The 8,802-nt window shown below is 58.9% G+C and carries 9 protein-coding genes; 4 read left to right on the forward strand and 5 right to left on the reverse strand.

Annotated features, from left to right (window positions below; all coding sequences use genetic code 11):
* Positions 1-147: 147 nt before the first annotated feature.
* The 3 genes from AA309_RS30345 to AA309_RS30355 all read right to left on the reverse strand — a co-directional run bounded on the left by AA309_RS30345 (position 148) and on the right by AA309_RS30355 (position 1,512).
* A complete protein-coding gene (locus AA309_RS30345; RefSeq protein WP_047192755.1) occupies positions 148-648 on the reverse strand; it encodes a cupin domain-containing protein in 501 nt (166 codons plus the stop codon).
* 85 nt (positions 649-733) lie between these two features.
* Complete coding sequence (locus AA309_RS30350; protein WP_047192756.1) at positions 734-1,045, reverse strand: putative quinol monooxygenase; 312 nt, start codon at positions 1,043-1,045, stop codon at positions 734-736.
* 101 nt (positions 1,046-1,146) lie between these two features.
* Complete coding sequence (locus tag AA309_RS30355; protein WP_047192757.1) at positions 1,147-1,512, reverse strand: nuclear transport factor 2 family protein; 366 nt, start codon at positions 1,510-1,512, stop codon at positions 1,147-1,149.
* A 168-nt stretch (positions 1,513-1,680) separates the two neighbouring features.
* Between AA309_RS30355 and AA309_RS30360 the strand changes: the two genes are divergently transcribed.
* The 3 genes from AA309_RS30360 to AA309_RS30370 all read left to right on the forward strand — a co-directional run bounded on the left by AA309_RS30360 (position 1,681) and on the right by AA309_RS30370 (position 4,306).
* Positions 1,681-2,085, forward strand: coding sequence for a VOC family protein (locus AA309_RS30360; RefSeq protein WP_047192758.1), 405 nt, complete (start codon positions 1,681-1,683; stop codon positions 2,083-2,085).
* Positions 2,086-2,721: 636 nt separating this feature from the next.
* Positions 2,722-3,930 carry a sulfite oxidase gene (locus tag AA309_RS30365; protein ID WP_244470551.1) on the forward strand — a complete coding sequence of 403 codons (1,209 nt, stop codon included), beginning with the start codon at positions 2,722-2,724 and terminating at the stop codon, positions 3,928-3,930.
* Positions 3,887-4,306 (forward strand): hypothetical protein, encoded by a 420-nt coding sequence (locus tag AA309_RS30370; RefSeq protein ID WP_244470552.1) that lies wholly within the window; start codon positions 3,887-3,889, stop codon positions 4,304-4,306. The genes AA309_RS30365 and AA309_RS30370 overlap by 44 nt, the downstream gene beginning before the upstream one ends.
* Positions 4,307-4,925: 619 nt before the next feature.
* Here the strand turns inward: AA309_RS30370 and AA309_RS37995 are convergent.
* On the reverse strand, positions 4,926-5,729 hold the full coding sequence (locus AA309_RS37995) for an HNH endonuclease signature motif containing protein (protein ID WP_047192759.1): 804 nt from the start codon (positions 5,727-5,729) through the stop codon (positions 4,926-4,928).
* Positions 5,719-6,336, reverse strand: coding sequence for a hypothetical protein (locus AA309_RS30380; RefSeq protein ID WP_150117851.1), 618 nt, complete (start codon positions 6,334-6,336; stop codon positions 5,719-5,721). The genes AA309_RS37995 and AA309_RS30380 overlap by 11 nt, the downstream gene beginning before the upstream one ends.
* A 1,109-nt stretch (positions 6,337-7,445) precedes the next feature.
* On the opposite strand from AA309_RS30380, the gene AA309_RS30385 reads away from it, so the two are divergent.
* Positions 7,446-7,820, forward strand: coding sequence for a hypothetical protein (locus AA309_RS30385; protein ID WP_047192761.1), 375 nt, complete (start codon positions 7,446-7,448; stop codon positions 7,818-7,820).
* Positions 7,821-8,802: the final 982 nt, after the last annotated feature.

Consider the following 8,802-nt stretch of genomic DNA (forward strand, 5'->3'; position numbering starts at 1 on the left):
TGGGAGCCGTCCACAGCATCATTCGCAGACATTCCAGCCTCCCTGCCTTCCGCATGCCCAGTCCCGGAACGGCTTGCAGGCTAGAATTTCGCGGAAGGCTGTCTATCAAACGTCCTTCGAAGGATGGCGACATAAGGGGACGCCCTCTCATTCCGTCCGGCGGGGCTTTCCGTTATGGAGGCCGAGCGGGCGCACAGGTGCATCGTCCCACCAATCGTCGCGAAGCTCGCGGAGTTCAGGGTTCACCGGGTAGATGATGCGGTTCTCCGGCTTGTTCGGCTCCCCCACGACCAGGAGCCGGACAGGTTCATCGGTGTTGTTGAGGAAGCTGTGGGCAATGCCAGTTCCGGCCGGAAAGCCAACCCCATCGCCCGGCGCGAGGTGGAAGAGCTCGCCATTAATCCAGACATCGGGAGTTCCCTCAATCACATAGACGAACTCCTCTTCAGCGCTTTCGGCATGCGGAAACGAGGTCCGGCGCCCTGGCGGCAGGAGTTCATGGTGAATGCCCAGTTTTGTCAGGCCAAGTGCCCTTGAGAAGGGCGAACCGATGCCCCGTCGCTCGTTGGTGCCCCGAAGCACCACCGTGTCATCGTTCTGGATCTCCTGATAGTGCCGTATGAACGAAGGACGTGTGGCCTGCGACATGAACAATCTGCCTTCGGGTGTCTGGGACCTTCTGCTTATAATCGGCTCATGTGAAGGATACCACTCGTCGGAGCGTGGATTCCGCTCAGGCCCGCTGAATGTCCGCGCGCAACGGTTCCCAGATCGAGACGTCGCGCGGCTGGCTGAGAAGCTCCGGGAGAGCTTGGTGCCATTCCTCACGATAGGGTCGGCTGAGTTGGACTGCCAGGACGTTCTCATGACTTTCCCAGGTCTCGCAGAGCATGAACCGGTTCGCCGAATCTGGATCCTGGTGCAGCATCGCCTGATGAAACATGGATTCGCTGCGCATCGCGTCGAGCACGCCGTTCAGCAGCGCGAGAAACCTGTCGCGTTGCTCCGGCACGACATCGAACTTGATCAGGTAGGTTACAGGCATCGTACGATCCTCAGCCGGGAAAATCTGTTGTCGCCAGGGCTGCAGCAAGGGTCCGCGAGGACTGGCGCGGCACGCAGTACAAGCCAGTCCTCGCTGGAGGCTCAGGCCGCGGCCGGCACCTGATCGAGGAAGCCGACGACACTTGCGAGACGACCATTCTCGAGTGTGACGAAATCGGTGCCCTTGATCGGACCGTCACTGCCTTTCGGGCCGAGCTGCCAGGAGAAGCGCACTTGGTTGCCGTAGCCGTCAGGTCGGCCCAGGAGGGCAAAGCGGAAACCGGGGAACTGCCCGTGCACGCCTGCGATCAAGGCTTCGATCTGGTCATGACCCCGCCCCTGCATGAGAGGATCGAGGTAGGTGCCGGTCTCGTTCCAGAGGTCTGCCATCAGAGCCCTTCGGCGTTGCGGATCGATCTCGTTCCAGAGGGCGATGTAGTGGTTGGCAATGGATGCGGCGTCGGTCATAGGAAGTCTCCTGGTGGCTGGCCGGGTCCGTTCCGGCATGAGAACCATGGCCGAGGCACGGCATGGCGTCGATTACGCCTGAGGTAATGATGGCACGACTGCCACGCTGTACTAACAAGTATCAATTCTCCTGATCTAAGCAGAGAATGATCTGAGGAGGGGGCTAAATTGAAACAGAGCATCGCGCATATTGCTCTTGTGGTTCTCGACTATGACGAAGCCATCGACTTTTATGTCAACAGGCTGCGGTTCGAGCTGGTTGAGGACACGTATCAGCCGGAGCAGGACAAGCGTTGGGTCGTCGTTCGCCCACGGGGGGATGGAACGACTTCGTTGTTGCTGGCGCGCGCGTCCACTCCCCATCAGGAGACGTTCATCGGCAACCAAGCTGGCGGCCGCGTCTTCCTGTTTCTCCGGACTGATGATTTTCAGCGGGATTACGCCGCGATGGTTGAGGCGGGCATCAAGTTCGTTCGCGAGCCAAAACAAGCCCCCTATGGCACCGTCGCTGTGTTCGAGGATCTCTATGGCAATCTGTGGGACCTCGTTCAATTCACGGATGGTCGGGACTGAACGCGCGGCGGTCCGGATTTCGTAGAACGGGACGTTATGGAACGCAGCGCCACTGAAAGGTCCGCTTCACTCTCCTATTGCAGAAGTTCGGATTAGGTCGGCCGCGTGCCAGAAGAGGACCTTGCTCAGCTGTCTCCTGTCGTTGCGGTGATGCTTGATGAATGCCTCATCGCACTCTCAGGGGAATCTGGGCTCGAAGGCGAACACCGTCTTCCAGTCCCGCTCCATGTCGATGACAGTCCACCTTTTCGCGGTTGCCTCTCGAGCGCCTTGTCGAGCCTGCCTGTAACCTTTTTTATCTGGCCTGACGGAAAGCTCCGGCCCGAGCATGCCAGTAAGATCTCCCGGGAAGCGTTAACAGTGGCAGTCACGCGCCTCGTGGCGGCGTAGCCGGCCGACCCAGGTGTCGGGGGAGTAGCACTTCCCCTCCTTCACGGGCCAAGCTTCTCATCGTAGCATGAGGCAAACGACGCAGGGGCCACGGGCCCAGGCGCGACGGGGGCATGCGGAGGAATGCCCATGAGACGCGAAATAGAGCGGTCACCCCAAGAGCCATCCGTTGACAACCTGAGGTCTAGGGGGATCAGGCGCCGCAGGTTTCTAGGCGGTATCAGTCTGGCGGGCCTGGGAGCCGCGGTGGGCGCTAGCGTTCACCTCTCTTCGAACATGCCCGGCACAGTGATCCCGTCAGCCCTGGCGCAGGGGGCTCCCGCATCAGGTGCTGCTGCCCAGCCTCAGAGACCACAGTTCCTCGATTATCCCGGCAAGGAGAAGGGTCTGGTCGTTCTCGGCGAACGGCCGCTGGTCGCCGAGACACCCGAGCATCTGCTCGACGACGAGACCACGCCGATCTCGAAGTTCTTCATCCGCAACAACGGCCAGATCCCGGAAGCTGCGGCGAACCCGGATGCCTGGAAGCTCACTGTCGACGGCGAGGTAAGCAACCGGCTGGAGCTGACACTGGCCGAGCTGAAGTCCCGTTTCCAGCCCAAGACCTATCGCATGGTGCTCGAATGCGGCGGCAACGGCCGCTCGTTCTTTCAGCCGCCCGCACGCGGCAACCAATGGACGAATGGCGGCGCGGGCTGCGCCGAGTGGACGGGCATCCCGCTCGGCGAGGTGCTCCAGGCTGCGGGCCTGAAGGACACGGCAAGGTACACCGCCCATTACGGCGCCGACCCGCATCTCTCGGGCGACCCGACCAAGGACTCGCTCTCGCGCGGCATGCCCATCGCCAAGGCGATGGAGCCGCACAGCCTGATCGTCTACGCCATGAACGGCGAGCCGCTGCCCACTATTCATGGCGGACCGCTGCGCCTGGTCATTCCCGGCTGGCCCGGCTCGCTGTCGCACAAGTGGCTGACGCGGATCACGATCCGGGACCGCGAGCATGATGGCCAGGGCATGACCGGCACCTCCTACCGGGTGCCGAACAAACCCATGGTGCCGGGCGGCACGGCGGATGAGAAAGACTTCCGCATCCTCCAATCCATGCCGGTGCGAAGCATCATCACCAGCCCGGCCAACGGCACGAGGTTGCCGGCCGGCACGCGTGAGATCGCCCTGCGGGGCGCCGCCTGGGCCGGCGATCTCACGGTGGCGCGCGTCGATGTCTCGACGGATGCCGGCCAGAGCTGGACACAGGCAACGCTCGCCCCACCCCGTAACCGCTATGATTGGAACCGGTGGACGGCGACCGTCCAACTGCCGTCGGACGGCTACTATGAGATCTGGACGCGCGCCACGGACTCCAATGACAAGATGCAGCCGCCGGTCGTCACCAACTGGAACCCGCAAGGCTATGGCGGCAACGCTATGCACCGGGTGGCTATCCTGGTGGGCTGAAGCCATGGCCCGTGCGGTGCGGTGGCTGGCGGCACTCGCCGTCGGCACGTCGATCATGGCTGCACAGGTGCGGGCTCAAGGACGGGTACCTGCATTCACCCCTAAGGACGAGCGGATCGAAGATCTGCCGGAGGGGCCTGGACGGGATGAGACGTTTGGCATGTGCACGGCGTGCCACGGCTACAAGCTGGTCGCAGACCAGGGCATGACCCGGGATAAGTGGGACGAGACACTGACCTGGATGACCGAGCGGCATGGCATGCCCGACATCCAGGGCACCGATCGCGATCTGATCCTCGACTATCTGGCCACCCATCACCCACCCAAGGCACCGGCGGGGGCGGGCGGGTTCAGGAACCCGTTCGCACCACAATAGCTCTGCGCCGCGACGAGGGCATGACATCACCAAGGCCCACCTCGATGAGGTGAAAGACAAGATCGCCCGCGTGATGCCCTGCGGGACGAGCTTCAGGCGATGGTCGCCTGTAACAACAGGCAGATTTCCGGATGCCGGATCATCGAGGTCCTGGCCGACCATGGTCTGTGCAGACACGATCAGTATCAGGCGGTTGGGGTTCTACCGCGTTCCGGGGCTGAACGTCTGGAACGGGTCAAAGGCGGCCCTTCAGCGCAGCCGTGTATAGGTCTGCTCGCCGCGCGAATGCGGACGTTCGGTTTCTTTGCGGGTTGTGCCAACAGGCGACCATCTGAAGAGGGCTTCCATCGCGTAGTCCGCAAGGGATGAAACTACTCGGGTCATGGACCGAAGTGGCTTCCGTTGAAGTAGGAGTCAAGGCAAGTTTCACTCTCGCGTAACAGCGCTGCTAGCCACAGCGGTAGTGCTGCGCGCACTGACGCCAAGCATAGCCTATGCGCTGCCTCAGGCCATCTTCTCCATCAGCAAGCTGCAAGTGAGGAACTGCAGCTTGAACCCCCTGCAACCTCAGAAGTGTCTTTCTAACCAAGATCTTAGAGTTTCTCCCTAACGGCAAATTTCAAATAACTGCACCCTGCAGTTGGCCCCGCAGCTTCATTTGCTCTAGTGCACACGCCGTCTTCTTCCGCCAGCATGATGGCTCACGCCCTAGAACTCGACGTTGCCGCCTCATCCGATGCCCCTGCCCGTGCGGCGCTAACCTTTCGACGATGCTGCCTTCGCCCATGATAATGAACGGCACACACGCGTCCGCAGAACCTCGCATTTGAGCGTTTGCTGGTGAACTCCTGCTTACAGCATGAGTCCGATCTTCTTGGGGCTGGCTCAAGCGAGCCTGTGCCGCCCGGGAGTTGCAATTCTTGCTGCAGTAGCGCTGCGCTCGCCGAACGGCGAAGTAGCTTTGCCCGCAATGTTCGCAGTTGCGAGTTTCACCTGCGAACCTGTTTGCGCGCCAACGGTCCTGGCATCGATCAGAACAGAACTGCCGAGGAGCCTGGAGGCTGCGCGTCTCGAACAGCTCACGACAGACCAGACATGTCACACGATGAATGGGAGCGCTGGCCCAACGCCTGCGCATCTCGGCACTATTAGCTGCCAGCTGATTAGGATGGAGAGCATGACCAGTTTGATGATGCCGGGTATGCTCACTATGCGGCATCGTCTCGAGGTTCTCAGGGCTGCTGTTGTGGCGATTGTGATCTTTATGATGGGCGACGTAGCCCGGCGGGGTTGGGGCGAAGTTGTCCTCATAGATCCTGCGTTGGAGCTTTTTGCCATTCGTGTTGCAGTAGTAGCCGCTCTTGCACAGCCACCAGACTTCGCCGCCATAATTGATACGCCGCGGATGAAGGCTACCGTGCATGGCTGCCTCCCGCACAAATCGCTACGGATTCCAGCCTCCGAACTAGCCGCTCCAGGTCCCGGGTCATGCTCACACGCCGACCAAGAACCTCTGCGACCGGAGACTGGCTGTATCGACAATGCCGCTCCCGACGCACACGAATCCGAAGTGCGTAATGTGCTTGCGGTGTCAGCTGTTTGACGATGTAGGAGACCGCTTCATCCTGATCGTCAATCCGCCTAAAATCGGCGACCTCGGGCTCGGGCCAATTTCCCCTGCAGAGCCTGGGCACCTGAAGGACCATGTGCTCGCGGTTATGCCCACGATAGTTCTCCCGCACCCACAAGGTCGACGTATAAGGCGTTCCATCCACCGTATAGGTGTCGCGTACTTTTCTGCCATTAGTATCGTAGTCGTACTTCGCCGTACCGGCGGGCTTGGACACGCTCGTGAGCTGCCCGCCATTGACGAAGGCGGTGCGGGCCTCGTCGTAGCTGTAGGTGGTCGTCTCGGCCAAGGCCGTGTCGGCCCGCGCCGTCTTGGTCTTGGGACGGCCCAGATCGTCATAAGTCGTGACCGTGGTCTGGCCGAGCGCGTCGGTACGACTGGAGAGTAGGAGGCGTGCCACCCTAGTTACCATTTGGAAGCCACGCTCCGGAGTCGAGGCGACCATCGTGCTCTTCAAGCCCACCGTCACGGCGAGCCCACAGCTAGCCGCCTTCGAAGCCCGGACCAGCTATATTTCTCATCTTATAGCGTTATAAATCTTCGCCGTCGAATATTCACCTTTTCTTGTGAATTAACTGTTCGACCGCAGGTACAGGTGCCTTGCCATTCTCAATCGTACGAAGGGGACTGCAGGTACCATTATTCTTCGACGGCTAGACGCTACCGTAGCCATGCACGCTAGAGATAGGGAATCCGGTCAATGGAGTCCTACAGAGCAGTGGTAGCTTTGCGGCAGCAACAATGATCAGTGGCGAAACTCTCACTTGCTTCTTTGCCATCTATCTTGCTGCCATGCTCTTCGTCTGCACTTGGGCGGACCTTTCCCGTTTGATTATTCCAAACGCCGCCGACACCACTCTTCTCTGAGGTGCTGTGGCTTTCGCGTTTACTTCATCCACTCATAGGTTCAAGTCAGCTTGCTTGGGCGGTACGCTTGGCGTCGCCCGCGAAGGCGCAGCCAGAAGTGCCTTGTCACAACCAGGGCCAAAAAGATAGCTGCTCTCAGGCCTTTGGACCTTTATCCCGCCAAGGAGAGCGTGTGGGAGCCATCAGGTCATAAGGGTGATCAGGTCCTCTCCTGAGTATCCGAATGGCCCTATCAAGCGTGCTAGACTCAGGAGAGCCGTCCTGGTTGTCAGGAACCCTCTGCATAATCCTACGGATCATTTCTCTGATGTGCTTGGCAACCTGATCATCCATGTTTGTCATTGGATGTCCCTCTCAGGACTACTTAGATTCATGATCAATCGTGGCCGAATTCCGCCTCACTGAGGGACTCCTTTGGTCCCGTTGCGCCAAAAGTACCTCCAGGGCCTCAGGCGGCAGAGGCATTTAAAAACGGAGCTAAAGGTGGTGTTGGGTCGTTTGATCTGAGAGGACGTGAAGATTCTGGAGATTTCAGGGCTCCTATTCCTTCAGCCTTCCCTGGCTACCCCTTCTTTCCCAGGGTCACAGACAATTTCCAAGAAGGAGTAATAGCGGTATCCTAAGAAGGTCTGGAGAGCAGCCATGGTCGAGCCTGAACCAAGCTTAGTCATCTTGTGGGATACCCTCAAGCTCTCAGCGGAGCCCTTACGGGCTCGAAGCGATATTTTGGTTGTTGCTCAGGTCATGGTGAGGGATAGGGGTCAAAAAGGTGCTGACCAATATCGCATCAACTTCGAGATAAACAGGCAACACGGCCTTGTGTCCCAGGACACTGAATTACTGGTATCAGGCGCTGGAGGGGATGGCCCTCTCTGGAGATATTCGGGACGGCGCGATGTTGTTGTGGCGATCAAGGATCGCTTTCTCAAGACCCAGCTTTACTCGCACGTGGCTGGTCAACTCGGCTGGATTCGCAACCCAAGTGTTGAGCTAATTCATGCACCGTTAGATCCATGAGTTGTTAGTCTACCATACCTGCTTTGAATATTGTCAGCCAGGATTGTTTGTCCCCCTGTCTTCACGTATCCTCCTAAGCCGAGATGATTTCCTCGGGAAGTCTCCTTGAGCTCTAAGCATGTCTTGGGCGGATCCCTTGGACGCTCCGCATCGATCGACCCTAAGTATAGCCAGCAGGTTTTTCTCAGGCTTGTCCGTTGCTCGACAGACAACATGGGTTGGGCCATGTACGTGAAGCGTACCGGCATTGTTACTGCCCCTACAGGTCGGACCTTGGAGCGTTCCTGTGACGACGAGCGCTCTTTTGCTCTGAACCATCGTCTCACAAATCACGATAGCCGCGCCGCCGCTTGGCTCGTGCGAGCGCCTCCACCAGCTCCAGCCCGCGGGTGCCGACGCGGTCCCAGTTGCACACCTAGCGCACGGTCCCGAACAAACCACGACAGCTCATAATTTGGCCAAGCTTAAAGATCACTTGCATCGTTAGGATTTAACCCGTGTGAATCCATGTTTCTGAACCATATGACCGGTCGCAGAATATTCCTCTTAGGGGCTCTTGCAGGCTGGTCTTGCATGCCCCAATCCTTGAAAGCGGAAACGACAAGAAGCTTTGCGCATACAGCGGTTTAAGAAGTTGCGGCCACCGCGTTCCGGTAGAGGCTCTTTTGTGTTTGTACCATACACAAGGGTCAGCTCGCGCCCCGGATAAGCTATGAGATCCGCATATGCCATTGGAGCAGGTGTATAAAGTCTTCTGCTCCAGATGCTCTCGCTGATCAACATTACGGGATTATCGACCTAAAATCACGCCGCTGTGAAGAGCACATTCACTTAGAATACGTTGTCGACCAGGAGCTCAGGTTCCTACCAACCATGGTGGTTCCTGATCCCATGACATAGGTACCACCAAGCGCTATCACTGAAGATGCAGGGCTAGACCAAGGCTTTCATCCAAATGGCCTAGGTCGTGTGGACGGATTTG

Origin of the sequence: Microvirga vignae, assembly GCF_001017175.1 — a bacterium.
Taxonomy (GTDB): domain Bacteria; phylum Pseudomonadota; class Alphaproteobacteria; order Rhizobiales; family Beijerinckiaceae; genus Microvirga; species Microvirga vignae.

Excerpts from the sequence above, each read along its gene's own strand:
- AA309_RS30355 (WP_047192757.1), bottom strand. The coding sequence starts at position 1,512 with ATGACCGACGCCGCATCCATTGCCAACCACTACATCGCCCTCTGGAAC.
- AA309_RS30370 (WP_244470552.1), top strand. The coding sequence starts at position 3,887 with ATGGCGGCAACGCTATGCACCGGGTGGCTATCCTGGTGGGCTGAAGCC.
- AA309_RS30345 (WP_047192755.1), bottom strand. The coding sequence starts at position 648 with ATGTCGCAGGCCACACGTCCTTCGTTCATACGGCACTATCAGGAGATC.
- AA309_RS37995 (WP_047192759.1), bottom strand. The coding sequence starts at position 5,729 with ATGCACGGTAGCCTTCATCCGCGGCGTATCAATTATGGCGGCGAAGTC.
- AA309_RS30350 (WP_047192756.1), bottom strand. The coding sequence starts at position 1,045 with ATGCCTGTAACCTACCTGATCAAGTTCGATGTCGTGCCGGAGCAACGC.
- AA309_RS30385 (WP_047192761.1), top strand. The coding sequence starts at position 7,446 with ATGGTCGAGCCTGAACCAAGCTTAGTCATCTTGTGGGATACCCTCAAG.